General features: G+C 37.7%; 9 protein-coding genes and 2 pseudogenes. 8 read left to right on the plus strand and 3 right to left on the minus strand.

The features are described 5' to 3' along the window. Positions 1-253 precede the first annotated feature (253 nt). The 8 genes and pseudogenes from BUC21_RS16630 to BUC21_RS11950 form a co-directional block, all read left to right on the plus strand. Positions 254-796 (plus strand): annotated as a pseudogene (locus tag BUC21_RS16630) (family 43 glycosylhydrolase); the annotation flags it as partial. Between the two features lie 72 nt (positions 797-868). Continuing rightward, positions 869-1,960, plus strand: a pseudogene (locus tag BUC21_RS16635) (carbohydrate-binding protein); the annotation flags it as partial. A gap of 98 nt (positions 1,961-2,058) precedes the next feature. Continuing rightward, positions 2,059-3,621: a carboxylesterase/lipase family protein gene (locus BUC21_RS11925; RefSeq protein ID WP_073402727.1), complete on the plus strand. Its 1,563-nt coding sequence runs from the start codon at positions 2,059-2,061 to the stop codon at positions 3,619-3,621. 8 nt (positions 3,622-3,629) lie between these two features. Continuing rightward, positions 3,630-4,169 carry a DUF3237 domain-containing protein gene (locus BUC21_RS11930; RefSeq protein ID WP_083547691.1) on the plus strand — a complete coding sequence of 180 codons (540 nt, stop codon included), beginning with the start codon at positions 3,630-3,632 and terminating at the stop codon, positions 4,167-4,169. Between the two features lie 205 nt (positions 4,170-4,374). Then, positions 4,375-6,990 (plus strand): xylan 1,4-beta-xylosidase, encoded by a 2,616-nt coding sequence (xyl3A, locus tag BUC21_RS11935; RefSeq protein ID WP_175550518.1) that lies wholly within the window; start codon positions 4,375-4,377, stop codon positions 6,988-6,990. Between the two features lie 135 nt (positions 6,991-7,125). After that, entirely contained in the window at positions 7,126-9,168 is a 2,043-nt protein-coding gene (locus BUC21_RS11940; protein WP_073402687.1) for an NPCBM/NEW2 domain-containing protein, read from the plus strand. 208 nt (positions 9,169-9,376) lie between these two features. Continuing rightward, positions 9,377-11,833 carry a glycoside hydrolase family 31 protein gene (locus tag BUC21_RS11945; protein ID WP_073402689.1) on the plus strand — a complete coding sequence of 819 codons (2,457 nt, stop codon included), beginning with the start codon at positions 9,377-9,379 and terminating at the stop codon, positions 11,831-11,833. Between the two features lie 454 nt (positions 11,834-12,287). Beyond that, positions 12,288-14,903 carry a glycoside hydrolase family 31 protein gene (locus tag BUC21_RS11950; protein WP_073402691.1) on the plus strand — a complete coding sequence of 872 codons (2,616 nt, stop codon included), beginning with the start codon at positions 12,288-12,290 and terminating at the stop codon, positions 14,901-14,903. Positions 14,904-15,016: 113 nt separating this feature from the next. Here the strand turns inward: BUC21_RS11950 and BUC21_RS11955 are convergent, their stop codons facing one another. Genes BUC21_RS11955 through BUC21_RS11965 form a run of 3 tightly spaced genes read right to left on the minus strand, consistent with a single transcriptional unit; the run spans position 15,017 to position 20,088 of the window. After that, complete coding sequence (locus tag BUC21_RS11955; RefSeq protein WP_073402692.1) at positions 15,017-17,254, minus strand: endo-1,4-beta-xylanase; 2,238 nt, start codon at positions 17,252-17,254, stop codon at positions 15,017-15,019. A 26-nt stretch (positions 17,255-17,280) separates the two neighbouring features. Beyond that, complete coding sequence (locus BUC21_RS11960; RefSeq protein WP_073402694.1) at positions 17,281-18,291, minus strand: DUF5627 domain-containing protein; 1,011 nt, start codon at positions 18,289-18,291, stop codon at positions 17,281-17,283. A gap of 33 nt (positions 18,292-18,324) precedes the next feature. Continuing rightward, the gene (locus BUC21_RS11965) at positions 18,325-20,088 is read right to left on the minus strand and encodes a RagB/SusD family nutrient uptake outer membrane protein (protein ID WP_073402695.1); all 1,764 of its coding nucleotides are present in this window, start codon (positions 20,086-20,088) and stop codon (positions 18,325-18,327) included. Between the last annotated feature and the right edge of the window lie 23 nt (positions 20,089-20,111).

Consider the following 20,111-nt stretch of genomic DNA (forward strand, 5'->3'; position numbering starts at 1 on the left):
GTGTGATTAGAGATTGGAGTGAATTTACTCTCCAATCTCTATTAATGCTTATAATTTTGAAGATTCTTTATACACAAAAAATAGTGGAAAGAATTTTTAGCAATAATATTTTAGTATCTCTTAAATTAGTTGCCTGTATCTTTTTAATCTTAAAGAAGTAATTGTAAATCACGATAAGATGAAGACTTTAAAATATGAAAATGTAGTTGTAATTGTTTTAACTCTGTTAGCAATAATAATACCAACTTCCGGCATGTCTCAGAACCCTGTTATTCAAACAAATTTCGTAGCAGATCCGGCTCCGATGGTTCATGATGGCACCGTATATCTTTATACTACGCATGATGAGGATAAAACAATAAACAATTTTTTTACAATGAATGACTGGAGATGCTATTCTTCTAAAGACATGGTGAATTGGACTGATCATGGGGCTGTATTTTCTTATACAGGTTTTACTTGGTCAAGAGGGGATGCATGGGCTGGCCAATGTATCTATAGAAATGGTAAATACTATTTTTATGTTCCTGTTAATCAGAAAAATGGAGGAAATGCTATTGGTGTTGCGGTATCCGATAGTCCGACCGGGCCATTTCGGGATGCTCTCGGATCGCCTTTGCTTGTAGGTTATGGATATATTGATCCTACTGTGTTTATAGATGATGCTGGTCAGGCTTATCTATATTGGGGAAATCCACATCTTTATTATGTCAAACTAAATAAAGATATGATTTCGTATGATCAGAAGGTTGGAATAGTAAAGGTTCCTCTAACTGAAGAAGGATTTAAACTAAGAATTATTAATGCACATAAAACATATTCGTGGGCTAAATCAATTGATGGATTGGCTTCACATAGCATAAAAGGTGTTGATAATAAATATTACTGGTATGTTAGTGCTATAGATAAGAGTACCAACAAAAAGGTTATAGGTGTAGCAGTAGGAGATAAGGCTATCGGACCTTTTGTTGATTTATTGGGAAAACCTTTGATTACAGAAAATTGTGGTCAGGGTAATATTAATCCTACTGTAATTGTTGATAATGATAAACAATCTTATCTGACTTGGGGTGACAAGGAATTGTGGTACGCAAAACTCAACAGTAATATGATTTCGTATGATTTGAATGCTGGCATTAATCCTATTCCTTCTGACAAAAAGGATTGGTTTGCTTCAAAAATTAAAGAAACGAAGAATGCTACAGAGAAAAGAGCTACCACTTATGAGGAGGGGCCTTGGCTTTTCAAACGTAACAGCAAATATTACCTTCTTTATCCGGCAGGAGGAGTACCAGAACATTTAGCTTATTCTACAAGTACTAGCCCAACCGGACCTTGGGTTTATGGTGATACAATTATGCAAGTTATTAAAGAAGGTGGCGCATTTACCAACCACCCGGGATATATAAATTTTAAAGGGAAGTCATATCTCTTTTATCATAATGGAGCGTTAAAAGGAGGCGGTGGCTTTAAACGTTCTGTCTGCATTGAACCGTTTAACTTCAATATTGATGGTACAATTCCATTGATAATTCCTACAAAAAAAGGCGTTATAGAAAGTGTATCCAATTTAAATCCATTTAAGAGAGTTGAAGCCGAAACTATTGCATGGGAAGAAGGAGTTGAGACAACGAAAGATTCAAAAAATGGCGTTTATGTTACTGATATCAATAATGGTGACTATATAAAAGTGCGCAGTGTTGATTTTGGCACAGGAGCTAAGATATTTGAAGCAAGTGTTGCTACTAATTCGTTGGGAGGGAAAATTGAAATTCATGTTGACAGCAGAGATGGCCGCTTGTTAGGCGTTTTAGAAGTGAAGAATACAGAAGGTGTGCTAAACTGGAAGACTATCTCGTGCAAAGTGAATAAAATAAAAGAAATCCATGATGTATTCTTTGTCTTTAAGGGTGGTAATGGTAATCTATTCAATTTTGATTGGTGGAGATTTCTAAAATAAGCATTGTAGCTTACGGATGATGATTAGTATTTTTGTTTAAAATAACTTTGATTATTAACCTCTATAATCTTGTTACAACTTTATTAAAAAGTATTTATATGAAAAAAGCAACTTTAATCGTTTTAGTATTACTCTTTTCTTTCTCAGGAGTTCTCTTTGCTAAGCAACCAGCACCGATAAAAGTAAGAGAAGGATTAATTCAAGGAATTTATGATGATGGATTGACTGTTTATAAAGGTGTCCCGTTTGCTGCTCCACCCGTAGGAAATTTACGGTGGCGAGCACCACAACCAGCTGCAAAGTGGGAAGGTGTGAAACAAACTATACAGTTTGCTCCAGCTCCTATGCAATATGGAAATCCTCCATCGGGAAAAAGTGAAGATTGTTTGTACCTGAACGTGTGGACTCCTGCAAAATCAGCAAATGATCGTATTCCTGTGCTTGTATGGATCTATGGTGGTGGATTTAGCTTCGGCTCAACTTCTGAACCAGTTTACGATGGGAAAAAGTTGGCTCATAAAGGCGTTGTGTTGGTAAGTATAGCCTATCGTGTAGGGCAACTTGGATTCTTGGCACATCCTGAATTAAGCAGTGAAAGTCCCACGCATACTTCTGGAAACTACGGTTTACTAGATCAGATTGCTGCTCTCAAATGGATAAAGGAAAATATAGCTGCATTTGGTGGCGACCCTAATAAAATTACTATTTTTGGAGAATCGGCAGGAGCTATTTCTGTTAGTATGTTATGTGCTTCTCCATTGGCTAAAGGATTGTTTCAGGGAGCTATTTCACAAAGTGGTGGTTCTTTTGGTCCAACACGCCCGACAACATTCCCCGGTGAAAATATGAAAACTCTTCAACAAGCAGAAGCTGATGGACTTATTTTTGCCCAGAAAGCAGGCGCTTCAACTATTACCGACCTTAGGAAGATCTCGGCTGAACAACTTCCTTCAGGTTTTGGATTGCCTGGTGGTTGGCCCATTGTAGATGGTTCTGTAATTCCCGATGATCAGTATATATTATATGAAGCAGGAAAATTCAATGATGTGCCTGTGCTTATTGGTTACAATTCAGATGAGGGTGCAAGCTTCTCACCAGGAAGAACTCCGGAAGAGTATATTGAAGGAGTGAAGAAACGCTACGGAAAATATGCCGACGAACTAATAAAAGCCTATCCAGTTGGAGAAAATTCTGTGCCAAAAACAGCACGTGATTTAGCCCGAGATGCTGCATTTGGCTGGCAAACATGGAGTTGGGCCAGACTTCAAAGTGAAAAAGGCAAATCTAATGTTTATTATTACTATTTTGATCAACATCCCGATTATCCAAAAGATTCACCACGCTATGGTTATGGTTCGCCTCACGGGCAGGATGTTGCCTATGTTTTCTTAAACTTAGATGCTTCCAATCCGCAAATCACTAAATCGGATCTGGAAATATCAGAAGCTATGGGAACTTACTGGACTAACTTTGCAAAATATGGTAATCCAAATCCAATTGGAAGTTTGCAATGGCCTGCATTTAATCAAAATAAACCCTCGGTAATGCATTTTAGTCAAAAAGCATATACTGGTGAAGTTCCAAGTTTGGAATCGCTTAAGGTTTTAGACACTTATTTTAATTGGAGAAGAAGTCCGGAAGGAAGTAGCTGGGCAAAATAGAAAGAAAAATGAAGAGAAATTTAATTTATTTGCTGCTCTTAGTCTTTTTTGTTTCCGAAAATGTGAAATCCCAAAACATAAATTCAGAGAAGAATGATTCGTTGTACAAAGACTTCAAAACTGAGTTTATTTGGGAAGCAAGAGTGAAAATAGGGAGCATGATAAATGTGGGCGAGAGCAAACGTGGTACAAGAAGAATTATTCCAATTATTGGAGGTACCTTCTGTGGACCAAAAATAAAAGGCGAAATTTTGCCTGGAGGTGATGATTGGCAATTGGTTCGTCCGGATGGTGATACCGAATTGTATGCACGTTATCTTCTGAAAACGAATGATAGGTATATATTCCAGATAATAAATCAGGCATTGATTCATACAGACAATAGCGTAAACTCATTTTATTGTAAATCGGTTTTGGACATTGAAGTGCCAAACAACAGTCCTTACGATTACCTTAACCACGCTATTTTTCTGGGAACTTTAACCATGCCTGATTTAAAACCTGGAGATGAACCGTATGTAATAATCAGAATGTATAAGGTGCTGTAATAAGAATTGAGGTTAATGTTTTACATACTAATTTGAATTATCAGATTTGTTATGTATCAATCTAAAGGATAAACTTACATTTGCTTCTAACTAATAATCAAAAAGCAATTTATAATATATCCCAATGAAAAGTAAGATTATTGGGCAGAGGTGGTTTTGTAGCTTCTCTGAAACCAATTAATTAGTAAATGTGTATATATATATTATGAAAAAATCAACACGGTTAATTATCAAAAAAGGATTGTTTATAGGAATAACCCTTTTAATTTCAGTAAATTCCTGGGCTCAGTTATTGCCTTATAAAAATCCTAATTTAAGTTCTGAAGAACGTGCTAAAGATTTGATATCTCGCTTATCCTTAAGCGAAAAAGCAACTTTAATGTGTGATATATCAGATGCTATTCCACGTATGGGGATCAAAAAATTTAATTGGTGGAGTGAGGCTTTACATGGTCTTGCCAACAATGGTAACGTTACAGTTTTTCCAGAACCAATTGGAATGGCTGCTTCATTTGATGATGATTTGCTATATCGTATTTTCAATGCAGTTTCGGATGAGACACGAGCTAAATATAATGAAGCCAGAAAGAATGGTCAGGAAAATGCACGTTTTCTAAGTCTTTCGGTTTGGACACCAAACGTTAATATATTCCGTGATCCACGTTGGGGACGGGGGCAGGAAACGTATGGTGAAGATCCTTACTTAACTTCACGTATGGGAGTTTCCGTTGTAAAAGGACTTCAAGGCCCTTCAGATGCTAAATACAGAAAACTTTTAGCTTGTGCCAAGCACTTTGCTGTTCACTCAGGACCTGAATGGAGTCGTCACTCTTTAAATATAAACGATGTTAATCCTCGGGAATTGTGGGAAACATACCTTCCTGCATTTAAATCCTTGGTTCAGAAAGCTGACGTTCGTCAGGTAATGTGCGCTTATCAGCGTTTGGATGATGAACCTTGTTGTGGAAGCACTCAATTGTTGCAACGAATTTTAAGGGATGAATGGGGTTATAAGTATATGGTTGTTTCTGATTGTGGTGCCATATCTGATTTTTATACCAGCCACAAAGTGTCATCAGATGCTGTTCATGCTGCTTCAAAGGGAGTGTTAGCCGGAACAGATGTAGAATGCCAATGGTCTGATCACCTTTACAAACAATTGCCGGAAGCTGTTGCTAAAGGTCTGATTTTAGAAGAAGAGATAAATAAGCACTTGTTGAATGTATTGATTGGGCGTTTCGACTTGGGTGAAATGGATGAGGATAATCTGGTTTCATGGTCTAAAATTCCGATGTCGATTGTAAATAACGATGAGCATAGAAAACTAGCCTTAGATATGGCTCTTGAATCGATGACGCTTCTTCAGAATAAAAACAAGATCCTTCCATTAAATAAATCAAAAAAGATAGCAGTAGTTGGTCCAAATGCTAACGATAAACCTATGCTTTGGGGTAATTATAATGGAACTCCCGTAAGAACGATTACAATTTTAGATGGAATTACTTCTAAACTTTCTGCAGATAAGGTTCTTTATGAGAAAGGATGCGATTTGGTAGAGGATAAAGTGACCGAAAGTTATTTCTCTCAATGTTCTATTGACGGAAAGAAGGGTTTTAAGGTTAGTTATTGGAATAATAAGGATTTTACAGGTGATGTTGTTGCAACCCAGCAAATTGTAAATCCTATAAAATTAACTACTGCTGGTCAACATGAATTTGCAACCGGAGTTCGTCTAGAAGGATTTTCCGGTAAATATGAAACAGAATTCATTCCATCAAAGAGTGAAGAGATTGTATTTAAATGTGGAGCTACTGGATATTTTGAATTGTTTGTCAATGGAGAATCTCTTGCTAAATATAATAACTGGAGAACGTTGCCTTCACGAATTCCATTTAAAGTTGAAAGCGGTAAGAAATATAAAATAGAGATTCGCTACGCACAATTAAATAATTGGGAAGCAAATATAGAATTCAATTTAGGTAAAGAAGTAGATGTTGATTATACTGACTTGATTAAAAAGCTTCAAGGGACTGATGTTGTGGTATTTGTTGGAGGACTTTCTACACAATTGGAAGGTGAAGAAATGCCAGTTTCATATCCTGGTTTCAAGGGGGGCGACCGTACTGATATTGAACTTCCCGTTGTACAACGTAACTGCTTAAAGGCATTAAAGCAAGCTGGAAAAAAGGTTATTTTTGTGAACTGTTCGGGCTCGGCTATTGCTTTGGTTCCTGAAACTGAAAGTTGCGATGCCATTCTTCAGGCTTGGTATGGTGGCGAGTCGGGAGGTCAGGCTGTAGCAGATGTGCTTTTCGGCGATTATAATCCATCGGGAAAACTACCAATCACTTTCTACAAAAGTATGAATCAATTATCAGATTTTGAAAACTATTCAATGAAAGGAAGGACCTATCGTTATATGTCCGATCCGTTGTTTCCATTTGGTTTTGGATTGAGTTATACTAATTTCAAAATAGGGAAAGCCACTGTAAATAAAGCTGAAATAAAATCCAACGAAACTATAAAACTAACAGTTCCGGTAACCAATGCAGGGAAAAGGAGTGGTACTGAAATTGTACAGGTATATATTCATAAAGTAAATGATATTGAGGGTCCTATTAAAACTTTGCGTGGATTTCAACGTGTAGAGTTAGCAGCTGGTAAATCCGGACAGGCAACTATTGATTTATCACCTTCGGCATTCGAATTCTTTGATTGGGCTCAAAGAAAAATGATGGTTACTCCTGGAGAATATGAGGTACTATATGGAAATAGTTCAGATCCCAAAGCTCTACAAACATTAAAAATAAAGATCAAATAAATTAATTAAGAAGAATGATGATTCACAACCAAAACTAAAGGAGCGTGGACTTATAAGCAAAAACCTTTATCGCACAAAGATATCAGGTTTTTACTGAATCTAATTCAAAAAGTAATATCCAATAAAACGGCATTAATGAAAATAACAAATAGCATTAAATTAGTAGTCACTGCAGGACTCTTTATTTTATTTAGCATGATGGGGGCCGAACATTTATCTGCTCAAACGGTATGGCTTGATCAATTAGATCTCAGTGCTGCTACCCAGGGTTTCGGTACACCGAATAAGAATAAATCTGTTGATGGTAAAGCAATCACAATAGGAGGAAAAACGTTCGAACGAGGTTTCGGTACTCATGCTGAGAGTTCGTTGTTGATTCTACTTGATGGGAAAGCGAGTGAGTTTACAGCTCAGGTTGGTATTGACGACGAGGTAAAAGAACATCAGCCAGCTGTTGAATTTATTATTATTGGCGATGGTAAGAAACTATGGTCGAGTGGTTTGGTTCATTTAGGGGATGCCGCCAGACCTTGCTCGGTGAAACTCGAAGGAATACAGAAGCTTGAATTAGTAGTTACTGATGGAGGAAACGGTAATTACTATGACCATGCCGATTGGGCTGATGCTAAATTTGAGACTATGGGTGTAACTACCTTTAATACATATAATCCGATACCAAGTGAACCATATATCCTAACTCCTCTACCTTCTGCCAAACCAAGAATCAATAGCTCAAAAGTATTTGGAGTGCGTCCGGGTTCACCTTTTCAATATCTTGTGGCAGCTACGGGCGACCGTCCGATGACTTTTTCGGCTTCGAGTTTACCTAAGGGGTTAAAGATTGACTCGAAAACAGGTCTCATTACGGGTTCACTTTCTAAAGCTGGTACATTTGAGGTTACCTTGGGTGCTAAAAATGCTAAAGGCAAGGCAGAAAAAAGACTACGCATAGTTTGTGGCGACCGTATTGCGCTCACTCCACCAATGGGTTGGAACAGTTGGAACTGTTTTGCCAACGAGGTATCTGCTGATAAGGTAAAACGTGCAGTTAATGCAATGGTAAAAAGTGGGCTTATTAACCACGGATGGACATATATAAATATAGACGATTTCTGGGAAAATCATCGTGACTCAAAAGATTCTACATTGCGTGGCAAGTTGCGCGATGAGGCTGGCAATATAATCCCTAATTCCCGATTTGGAGATATGAAAGCACTTGCCGATTATGTGCATGGTAAGGGACTAAAAATTGGACTTTACTCAAGTCCGGGGCCTTGGACCTGTGGTGGTAGTGCCGGTAGTTATGGTTACGAAAAGCAAGATGCCGAAAGTTATGCCAAGTGGGGCTTCGACTACTTGAAATACGATTGGTGCAGTTATGGCAATGTAATTGATGGTTTGCCTGAAAATGATCCATATAAAGTCTCCTCTTTGTCTTATAATGGTGGCAATGAATTGAATATCGCCATGAAACCATTTAAGGTTATGGGTGAATATCTTCACCAACAGCCTCGGGACATCGTTTTTAGTGTATGCCAGTACGGGATGTCGGATGTATGGAAATGGGGTGACTCTGTTAAAGGTAATTGTTGGCGAACTACGAATGATATTACAGATACGTGGGTGAGTGTAAAAAATATAGCTCTGGCACAGGATGAAGCCGCAGCATGGGCTAAACCGGGCAATTGGAACGATCCTGATATGCTCGTAATTGGTACTGTAGGTTGGGGCAATCCGCATTTAAGTAAGCTTAAACCGGATGAACAATATCTTCATGTTAGTCTTTGGAGTCTTTTCTCCGCACCGCTTCTTATTGGCTGTGACATGGAGAAACTAGATGATTTTTCATTGAATTTACTAACCAACGATGAAGTTATCGAGGTCAATCAAGATCCGCTTGGCAAGCAGGCAACTTGTAAGCAGGCGATTGGTGATTTGCGTATTTACGTGAAAGAACTCGAAGATGGTAGTCGTGCAGTTGCTTTCTGTAATTTTGGCCTCGATATAGTGGATATATCCTACAAGGATTTCGAAAAACTTGGTCTTAACGGACGATATACGGTGCGCGATCTTTGGCGACAGAAAGATATCAGCAATATCGAAACCCAAACCGGTGAACTAAGACTTAAAGTTCCCGCACATGGAGTAGTACTCTATAAATTTATGCCTGCTAAATAAACTTTTAATGTATAAATATATTTGAATATTAGAAGATAAGATCTATATTTGAAATGAATTAAATGTTTTTGTTTTAGCACCGCTACTCCTTTTGAGGGAGTAGCCTGGCAGATAGCATGATTGCTAAAATATATTTAGGCCTTGATCCTGTACCGATGGTTTATATTATATGAATCCTGTCAAATAATACAAGCTTAAAAAATAATATATGAAAAAACTCAATTTAGTATTCTTGTTACTGATGTTTTTTGCCATCGGTAGTCAGGCACAATCGTACACAAAAAGCAATTTGGGTATCAAAACCCAAATTAATTCAACGGATGTTGAAATTCAATTTTATGGGCCTTCTACTGTTAGGGTATTGAAATCTCCTATGGGCAAAACTTTTGAAAAGAAAAGCTTATCTGTCGTAAAAACGCCCCAAGCCGTTAAATTTACTGTTAAAAAACAAGGAGATATTGTTTCGTTGAAAAGCAATAAGTTGAAAGTTGATGTTGATCTTAAATCGGGTAAAATTTCTTATTATACTCTTTCCGGAGAACAACTTTTAAGCGAAAAAGAGGGTGCAACCTTTACTGATTTTAATGATGCAGGATCAAAAACATATACCATTAATCAGCTCTTTACACTTGATAAAAACGAGGATATTTATGGTTTAGGTCAACAACAGCGTGGCAAATTATCTTTGCGTAATACAAAACTCAATATGGTGCAAGGAAACACTGACGATTATGTTCCTTTCCTCGTTTCTACAAAAGGGTATGGGTTATTTTGGGATAATTATTCCCCCAGTGTTTTTGAAGATACCCCCGAAAGTACATCATTTAAATCCGAAGTTGGCGATTGCATTGATTACTATATTATGTTTGGTGGAAATATTGACGGATCAATTGCTTGTATGCGCGACCTTACCGGACAAGCTCCTATGTTTCCTTTGTGGACTTTTGGTTATTGGCAAAGTAAAGAACGCTACAAAAGCCAGAACGAATTGGTTGGTGTAGTTAATAAATATCGTGAACTAGGTGTGCCTCTCGATGGGATTATTCAGGACTGGCAATACTGGGGCAACAATTACCTTTGGAATGCAATGGAATTTCTTAACACAGAATTTCCTAATCCAAAGAAAATGGTGGAAGATATCCACAATCAAAATGCGCACCTTATTATTTCTATCTGGTCTTCTTTCGGACCGCAAACAAAACAATTCCGCGAGATGGAGCCAAAGGGTATGCTTTTGAATTTCGGCACATGGCCACAATCGGGATTGGAAAGCTGGCCGCCTAACCGTGAATATCCATCAGGTGTACAACCTTATGATCCTTATAATCCAGAAGCTCGTGATATATACTGGAAACATCTGCAAAAAGGACTTTTCTCATTGGGAATTGATGGTTGGTGGATGGATTCAACAGAACCAGATCACCTGGATTTCAAACCTTCCGATTTCGATCTTAAAACTTATCTGGGCTCATTCCGCAAGGTACGCAATGCATTTCCACTGATGGCGGTAGGAGGGGTTGCAGAACATCAGCGTTCAGCAAGTTCAGATAAGCGTATATTTATCCTTACCCGCTCGGCATTTGCCGGACAACAACGCTGCGGAGCAAATACATGGTCGGGTGATGTGAACTCTTCCTGGCAATCTTTACGCAACCAGATACCTGCAGGTCTTAACTTTACAATGAGTGCTATACCTTACTGGAATACTGATATTGGCGGCTTTTTTGCAGGCGCTTATAACAGAGGCTGGAGTGAAGGAGCTAAAAATCCGTCGTTTCAGGAACTGTATGTTCGCTGGCTTCAATTCGGGGCATTTACCCCTATGATGCGTTCGCACGGTACCGATATACCCAGAGAAATATATAACTTTGGGAAAAAAGGAGAAACCATCTTTGATGCAATAGCAAAGACAATTAATTTGCGTTATTCTCTGTTGCCATATATTTATTCTACTTCTTGGTCGGTTACTAATAATCAATATACTATTATGCGAGCTTTGGTAATGGATTTTAATGACAAGAAGGTTAAAGACATGAACAACGAGTATATGTTTGGTAAATCTATATTGGTTGCTCCGGTTGTTAATGCACAATATACTCCTGAAACTATAGTAAAATCGGATGCAGAAACTGGTTGGGATAAAAAAGATGCTACCGGCGAAAAGAAAGGTGCAGCAGTGAATTTCACTCAGCCTAAATCAATGAAAGTTTATTTACCCGAAGGAACTGCCTGGTATGACTTCTGGACTAACGAGAAAATTAATGGTGGTAAGGAAATAGTAAAAGCAACAACGATTGATGAGATTCCTTTATACATCAAATCGGGAAGTATTATTCCTTTCGGACCGCAAGTGCAATATGCCACTGAGAAGAAATGGGATGACCTTGAAATTCGTGTTTATGGAGGTGCTAATGGAGAATTTACCCTTTACGAGGACGAAAACGATAATTACAACTACGAAAAAGGAGCATATTCAACCATTACCTTTACTTGGAATGATGCAAAGAAGGCATTGACAATTAGTAATCGTAAAGGTTCTTTTCCAGGAATGCTTGCAGAACGTAAATTCAAGATCAGACTAGTTGCTTCTGGTAAGAATACCTCCAATGAATATGATAAAGTAATTGTTTATAAAGGGAAGAAAATTGTTACTGTTTTACCTTAGTTGAAAAATAGAAAGGGTAAACCTTTATCTCCTTTTAATTTTTTATCTGTCACAACTGAGAAGGGTACTTTTGAAAATATCTGTGCGGATATTGATCAATGTCTGCCCTGTCTTTTATAGAACTATTAGTCTAATATATAAATCCTTGTACAAAAGAATGCATTCTTTTGTACAAGGTAATTAATTCTTTTGTACAGAACAATATAATGTTTTGTACAAGATATAATAAATGTTATTCCAGAAAAAATAAATATCATTCGGGAAGTTTTAAAATGTCTGCCGGGCTTATTATAGTAAAGCGTGCTGGTGGCAGATAATTCTAGTTAGTAGCAGATAAATAGTCTGTTTTTTTTATCTCCCACCAATAAAAAGCCTTTGTTTAAAGGCTTTTTATGTATTTAGTAGCAGATGTGGGAGAAGTTTCTTGATTTTATTATAATAAAATAGAAAGAAGATGAAATTAAAATTATTATTAGTGATCAGTCTCTTTCCACTACTTTGTAAGGGACAAGTTGTGAAAGGCTTTAAACGGTTGTCCAACAAGGTAAATATTACTTTATCAGATGGAACACTCAGCATATCTCCTTTGAGCGAGAATGCCGTAAGAATTAAATTTTATAAAGAAAGTGAAGGAAACCTGCCAGAACTTGTTTTTACTTCGGGCGTTGCAACTCCCTGGTTTCAAGTTTTAGATCTGCCGACCAAGCTTGAGATAAAAACAAAAAATATTCAAGTGTTATTGGATAAGCATACAGGCAAATTATCGTATGCAGATAATGCCGGCAAAGTATTTTTGAGCGAAGAAACAGGCTCCCGGAAACTAACTCCCGGCTCTATTCAAGGAGAACCTTGTTATGAGGCTGAACAGAGTTTTGAATCACCATCCGATGAATATATATTTGGTTTGGGGCAATTTCAGGACGGGCAATATAACTTAAAGAACGTAACTCGTAGTTTAACACAGGTAAACACGCAGATTTCTATTCCTTTTATTTATTCCAGTAAAGGGTATGGTTTGTTATGGCATCAGTATGGACTAACAGACTTTAATCCGGCAGATAATTTCATAACACTTGTAAAACAGGAACAATCAACTTCCGGAAATAATCAAATGGCAGAAGTAACTACTACCTCCGGGACTCAGAAAGTATCGCAAGACCAATCGCTTTATCAAGGTAAGTTTAATGTTACGAAAGATGGCGAGTATTCTATGTTTCTGGATTTGGGAGATATGGGTAACAGACATTTTGTGGTTATCGATGGGAAACCTTGTATTGATCAAAGTAATATGTGGCTTCCGCCTACTGTAGGAACATTGGTGAAATTAAAAGCTGGTGAACATCAGGTACAGGTACTTTGTAAATCAAATAATACTCCCAAATTATCGTGGAAACTGAGTGATAACATAACAACATTCCGTTCACCTGTCGCTAAATCGCTCGATTATGTTGTATTTTATGGCCCCTCAGCAGATAGCGTGATTGCATCTTACCGTAAATTATCTGGTAATGTACCTATGTTGCCACAATGGGCTTATGGCTTTTGGCAGTGTCGCGAACGTTATACTTCAGGAACACATCTGGTTGAAACAGTAAAAGAGTTTCGAAAAAGAAATCTTCCGTTGGATGTGATTGTACAAGATTGGCAATACTGGGGCGATAGAGGTTGGGGTGTTCCTCAGTTCGATGAGAAAAACTACTCAAATCCTTCAGCGTTTATAAAAGAACTGCACAATTTGAATGCACATTTCAATATTTCAATCTGGTCTAACCCGGATAAGAACTCAACAATTGGTAAAGAGTATGTGACTAAAAACCGATTTATTCCGGATACTAAATGGCTGGATTACTTCAACCCGGAAACCAGAAAAGAATATTGGAATACATTGAAAGTAAATATGCTTGATAATGGTGTAGATTCGTGGTGGATGGATGCCGTTGAGCCAGAAAATGATGCTTTGAAAGGAACAAGAACACATATTGGTGCAGGCGATTTTTACCGGTTAACTTATCCATTAATGGTAAGTAGGGCTGTGTATGAAGGACAACGCGAAGCTACTTCTGAGAAGCGGGTGTGTATACTTACTCGTTCGGCTTTCTCGGGTCAGCAACGCTATGGAATTATCAATTGGTCGGGTGATATTGGTGGAACATGGGATACATTCAAGAATCAGATTGTAGCCGGACTAAATTACACAATTACAGGATTTCCATATTGGACAACAGATATTGGAGGCTTTTTCCGTCCCGGCAATTCTCAATATACTGATGAGAAATATCACGAACTACTTACACGCTGGTACCAGTGGGGAACGTTCAATCCAATTTTCCGTATTCACGGTTACCAAACCGAAACAGAACCTTGGAAGTACGGACAAAAAGTTGAAGACAATATGCGTAAGATGCTGAACCTTCGCTATCGTTTACTTCCATACATTTATTCCGAAGCATGGCAGGTTACTAAAAACGGATCTACAATGATGCGTCCGTTGGTGATGGATTTTAATGCAGATACCGCTGCTGTAAACCGTCAATATCAGTATATGTTTGGAAAATCTGTATTAGTGGCTCCGGTTACTGAAGCTAATGTGTCTGAATGGAATGTTTATTTACCCAAATCGGCAGGTTGGTTCGACTTTTGGACAGGTAAACATTTCAATGGAGGTCAATGTATAAAAACGGATGCTCCAATAGATAAAATTCCTCTTTTCGTTAAGGCTGGTTCAATTATTCCAATGGGTAAGATTATCCAATATACAGGTGAGAAATTGGCCGATACATTAGAAATTCGAGTATATAAAGGAGCCGATGCTAAATTTAATTTATACGAAGATGAAGGAGATAATTATAACTATGAGAAAGGTAAATATACTGTTATCTCGTTTAAGTGGGATGAGAAACATCAATCTTTAGCTATCTCGGATAGAAAGGGAAATTATTCTGGCTGTTTAGCAAAACGTATCTTTAATGTTGTTCTGGTAAGTGAAAATAGAGGTTCTGGAACTCATACAGGTTCGATAGGAAAAAAAGTATCTTATACTGGGACTAAATTAGAAATAAAATTACGATAAAAGCTGAGCTGCTTTTACAGAAACGAATATAGACAAGTAGGGCTGAGTTCATATCAATCAATGAACTCAGCCCTTTCCCTATCTAAAAACTTATAATGAACAGCAGTTATTTATTATTTACCAGCCAATCCATCAGCATACCCTGCATATTCATGTTTACGGTAGTAGTTCAAATCCCACAAACCGATAGGTTCGCCAGCACGCCAAAATGAAGAACTACTGTCAGGGCTATCTGTAATAGACCAGGTAGTAATTCCATATTGCTGAGCAACCGGAATAATTTCGAAGTATTTTTTCACAATGAATTTGTAGAATTCAGCCATTGCTTTATGTTGATCCTGGGTCATATTTACAGTCTTTAATGTTTTACCATTTTCGTCAATATATCCCATATCTAATTCGGAAATCTTCACTAATTTACCCGATGCAGCCAACAATTCAAACATCTTCACTACATGTTCTTCTTTGCTTTTTTGTGAAGTTGCATTTGCAGAATAAGAAACGTGCATCTGTGTTCCAATTCCATCTATTTTGGTAACACCATCTTTTTCCCAACGTTGAATCCAGTGAATCAAACTTTTCAGTTTTTTGTTATCGTCCCAATCGGATTCCAGATTATAATCATTGATGAATAGTTTTAGATCCGAAGGATTTCCTTTGAATTCTGCATAGTATTTACGAGCCATACCAACGACTTTACGTACATATTCTTCGCTTCCTAAATAATCTTGCCAGTAGAAGTTCTTAAGAGGGTCGCCATTTGATGCAGATTGCAATACATAGAAGCCTTCTCCGTCGTCGCCTCCACCTGAAATAGCTTCGTTTACTACATCCCAAGACTTAACATATCCACCGCAAGCTTGCATCATTCCTTTTACCCATTTGTCCATAGCCCAAGTCAGTGTATCTGCCTTTTCTTTTGGAGTTAATGGAATAGTATTGCCTGATTCTTGTTTCTCGAAATAGATATCGTCAAAATAGAATGTTGTTGCTGTTTTGTTTGGAGAAAGGTTGAACGCAATAGTATTCATACCTGCTTGTGAAGCTGAAATAACACCGGTTTTGGTATATTCCTGCCAAGAGGTGGTAACGCTAGGGTTACCAATCATTGACCAATATAAATAGCCACCCGGATTGTTGTGTGCTTGAGACTCAATTGTTCCTGCTTTATCAGCTTTTACTTTCATGGTAAAACGATAAGTGTCTCCTTCTTTGAACTTATAAGGCACTTTTACAAAGAATTGAGTATCCCAGTTATTGGTTGGATTGTCTCCAGATTTTACAATTAAAGCACGGCCAACTCCATCAGCTCCTGTACCTGCAGCTCCAAAAGTTGCAGCTTTAGGTCCAACTGTTGCTTCTGTAGCATAGAAAGAAGAAACATCATCTGATTCACAGTTACTATTACTAACCAGGTTTGTAAACCAGGTAGTAGGTCCAGCTGCCAAAGCTTCAATAGTATAAGTATAACTATGCCAACTTGGTTTACTCCATTTACTCAAATCGGTATTGTCAAAAGAAGAATTGGCAATCAAATTAGTATTTGAACCTGTAGCAGCCAATTTAACATCGTCAATGTACAAGTCACCGCTAAACTTCCCGAAAGAGAATACCAATTTTTGAATAGGAATAGTAGCCGTAAATTTAACAGAAGTAGTATTCCATTCTTTTCCTACAGACAAATCAGATAAATATTGTACTTGCGATCCATTTGCATTGTTTGGCCAAAAAGCAATATTAGTTGCTGTAGTTGCTTTGGCACGCATACTTATTGTATATTCTTGTCCTACTGTGAGAGCTTCAGGCAACATATAATAAATTTGCCAATCCCAAACATTTGCTTTAGCTTCAGTAGTTTTTATATGCAATGCATGTTCTGCGTTATTTGGATCCACTTTTATTTCTTTGTCAGCAATCAGTTTATTCAAGTACTCATTCTGCTGTTGAGAATGCCAGGCCAATGTGTGGCCATAGATTGATAAACCTGCAGTTTTAGCCATTTCTATAAATTTGGTCACATCAGAGAAGCTCATAACACCATCTTTAGAAACACAAGAACTGTATTTCATTGCATTACCAGCAGTTATTTCATCGAAATTAGCGCTTGCCAATCTATAGACAATACCTCCCGAATTAAAATCGCTTTCCGAAATACCCGATCCCAACTTAAAGTTGGGGTGGGCAGTACGATTTATATACGATTTCAACGGAGAGTAGTCATTTAGATACTCCATACCCGCTATGGTGTTTGGCTTTTCTACAGAAAAATCATCAATACCAGTATCAGCGCACCCGGCCATTATAACCGATCCTAATGCTGTTATCAGAAGTTTATTTATATACTGTTTCATTTGTATTATTTTTAGGAATCAATTGATTATTTATTTTTCGGTGTAAAAGTTTCCAATTTACTTCCACGGTCACGTGCAACCAATGTATCATCACATGTGTACTTTTTATACAACATCGGGCCACCTGCTTTTTGCTGGTAGTTGTAAGTCAATACATAGTTTAACTTCAGTTCATCACGATCTTTATCTCCCCAAGCCTTTTTTGCACCTTCTTTTGTCCATGTACCAGTACCGGTAGCTGTATAGCCTTCTGTTCCACTGGTAATTGTACATTTATCCTTGTCGTCGAATGTTAATATAAGGTCGCATTTTAAGGTTTTAGTTCCCAATGTACCATCTTCTTTGTATACATTTACAACTGTAGATACAGGATATACAACTTGCTTATAGGCAGTTGTTGTAAGGCTACGTACCTCATCATTCTCTATATACTTAGCCTGGCGTGTTACTGTAGTAACTGATCCGTTATCGTCTATTACATCTGTACCTCGGCTTAGCCAATTACCATCCCATTTATTAATGTATTTAACAGCATAAAGAATATAGTTTTTACTCTTCAGGATAGTATCAGCATTTTCTACACTAGTCATTCTTAATGGAATAACATAAGTTGTAGAAATAGATTTTGGATCATTGAAGAATGCATCTGTAAATTGTACTTCGACCCCTCCTAACACTTTTCCAACAGGTATAATAATTTGGTTGGATGCCAGTTTATAGTAAGAAGAAGGCATCGGTATAATGTCACTTCCATTTTCATAAGTCAACCCGTTACACAAAGATTCGTCAACCTCGAAATTTATTATGCGATTGGTTTCATTATTATACACTCCTCCCATGGTAGCCATGATTTTGCATTTATGCTCATTATCCAAGGTTGTATCATAAGTATCTGTCCCCAATGTAATGGTGCGTATTGGTGTTTGTTTGGCAAAATAAACACTTGTCTTACCGTAATCGGGAAAATCCCAATCAGAATTTTCGCAAGATGTAACCAGTGCGCCTAACATCATAATAGCGGCTATAATTTTTTTCATATTTAATCAAATTAATATTTTACATTGTAATGATTACCATCCCTGGTTTTGTTCCAGAGCATTAAATTTTAATATTTCACTATAAGGAATAGGCCCATAATACATATAATCTTTATACGTACGTGTATCAACTTCTATCGGAGAATAGGCTTTAGTAGCATCTCCTGTAATACTAACCCCCATAGCAGTTGTATTCCAGTTTGCTTTCCAACGACGCAAATCCCAGAAACGGAAACCTTCAAAACAAAGTTCCAAACGACGTTCGTTACGAATCAACTCGCGCATCTTGTCTTTGTTATCCTTAATAGACTCCAAATACAGGTCACCTCCAGTAATACCAGCTCGGCTACGTATTGCTTTAATTACGTCATAAGCAGAATAAGCATGAGAACCTTTTCCTGTAGGACCGAAAGCTTCGTTAGCAGCCTCTGCATAGTTCAAATATATTTCTGTGTAACGTATACGTGCCTGATAGTGTTCTTGAGTACTGTTTACAGTTGGATCCAGATTAATATCCTGACGCAATAATTTACGCATATAATAACCTGTACGTGTTGAATAACCTTCTTCCTTGTTCAAAGCATCGTTTGTTGTACCGTCGGCAGCAGTTGTTATAACTTTGTTATTTACACCGGCTTTCGTTCCATTGTATAAAATATAAGCAGCCAAACGAGGATCACGATTTGCATAAGGATTACTTGCATCGTAACTAATTCCGCTAGCAGATATAGGAGTTCCATCCAACATAGGGAAAGCATCAACCAAATTTTGTGTAGGATTGATTCGTCCTTTACCATAGATAGAAGGAGGATAATTATCCTTTTCTAATGTATTGCTTGACGATTTAGTTCCTCTCCACAAGATTTCAGGAGGACATTCACCACTACCTAACGACTCAATTTCTTTGTTTTTATACCAAGTTCCACCATCGGCATCCATACCGGCAACGCCATTGATTCTATCCAATACGTTGGCTGCATAATCAGCCGCATTCTGCCAAGTTGTAGTATTGCCTGCAGCAAATGCTGGACTTGCAGCTAGCAATGCAGCTTGAGAACGGATAGCTTCTACGATACGTCCGGAAATGCGTCCACGAAATTTTAGACCAAACACACGATTATATTGAGTAAGGTTTGCACCCTCATTCAAATATTTAGAAGGTATTTCAGATTCGCTGGTTCTATCACCATAATCAGTAGGTAAAAGTTCCAAAGCCTTTGATGCATCAGCATAAAAAGCCTTCATACAATCTTCAAAAGTAGCACGTGAATAGTTGAAATCTGTTGAAGCTTCTTCTGGTTCAGTAACAATAGGCACACCTAGCAATTTTCCATCTGCAGTCCATCCGCCATGCGCCTGAAGTAGGTAATACATGTACATGGCACGTAGCCCGTAAGCTTCACCTTTTAAGCGATCATTATACATTTTAGCAGCCAACTCATCGTCTGCCCAATGTACCTTATCAGCGTTGGCTAGAAAAAGATTGAGATACTGAATAGCTGCACGGCAATTGCGCCAACGTTCAGTTGGGTCATTGTCCGACTGCCATGCACCTGCAACCATTTTTCGATAACTATTTGCAGCATCATTACTAACTGCATCATCAGTTGCAACATCATTGAATGAATAAGACGCAGACGGAATGCGCGTATATGCATTAGATAAAACACCTTCGGCATATCCCGCATTTTCGTACATATATTCAAATCCCAGATTATTCTCAATGGCTGGCTCGAACAGATCATCGCATCCTGTCAATAAAGAAGAAAGGACTAATATTTTTATTATATTTTTCATGACAAATAATTTATTTGGTAATC

This window comes from Bacteroides luti (assembly GCF_900128905.1).
Taxonomy (GTDB): Bacteria; Bacteroidota; Bacteroidia; order Bacteroidales; family Bacteroidaceae; genus Bacteroides; species Bacteroides luti.